The organism is Heliobacterium chlorum (assembly GCF_014502795.1).
In the GTDB taxonomy this organism is placed as follows: domain Bacteria; phylum Bacillota; class Desulfitobacteriia; order Heliobacteriales; family Heliobacteriaceae; genus Heliobacterium; species Heliobacterium chlorum.
The window spans coordinates 1-438 of sequence record NZ_JACVHF010000172.1; the positions used below are offsets into that span (position 1 = coordinate 1).

At 57.3% G+C, this 438-nt stretch carries 1 rRNA gene; it reads right to left on the minus strand.

Annotated features, from left to right (window positions below):
* Window positions 1–438: ribosomal RNA gene (locus H1S01_RS20850) — 23S ribosomal RNA — on the minus strand; the annotation flags it as partial.

The window sequence follows — 438 nt, forward strand, 5'->3', positions numbered from 1 at the left end:
TTTCACTCCCCTTCCGGGGTGCTTTTCACCTTTCCCTCACGGTACTGGTTCACTATCGGTCGCTGAGGAGTATTTAGCCTTGGAGGGTGGTCCCCCCGGATTCCCACGGGATTTCACGTGCCCCGCGGTACTTGGGATCCCTTCGGAATGGCTCGTCCTTTCGCCTACAGGGGTGTTACCTGCTGTGCCGGGCCTTTCCAGGCCGCTTCGACTAGGATGATTCGTTCGTGATGAAGGTCCCGCAACCCCGCCTCCGTAGAGACGGTTTAGGCTTTTCCCCGTTCGCTCGCCGCTACTGGGGGAATCTCGCTTGATTTCTTTTCCTCCGGGTACTTAGATGTTTCAGTTCCCCGGGTTGGCTTCATACACCTATGGATTCAGTGTACGATGTCCGGATATGACTCCGGACGGGTTGCCCCATTCGGGTATCCACGGGTC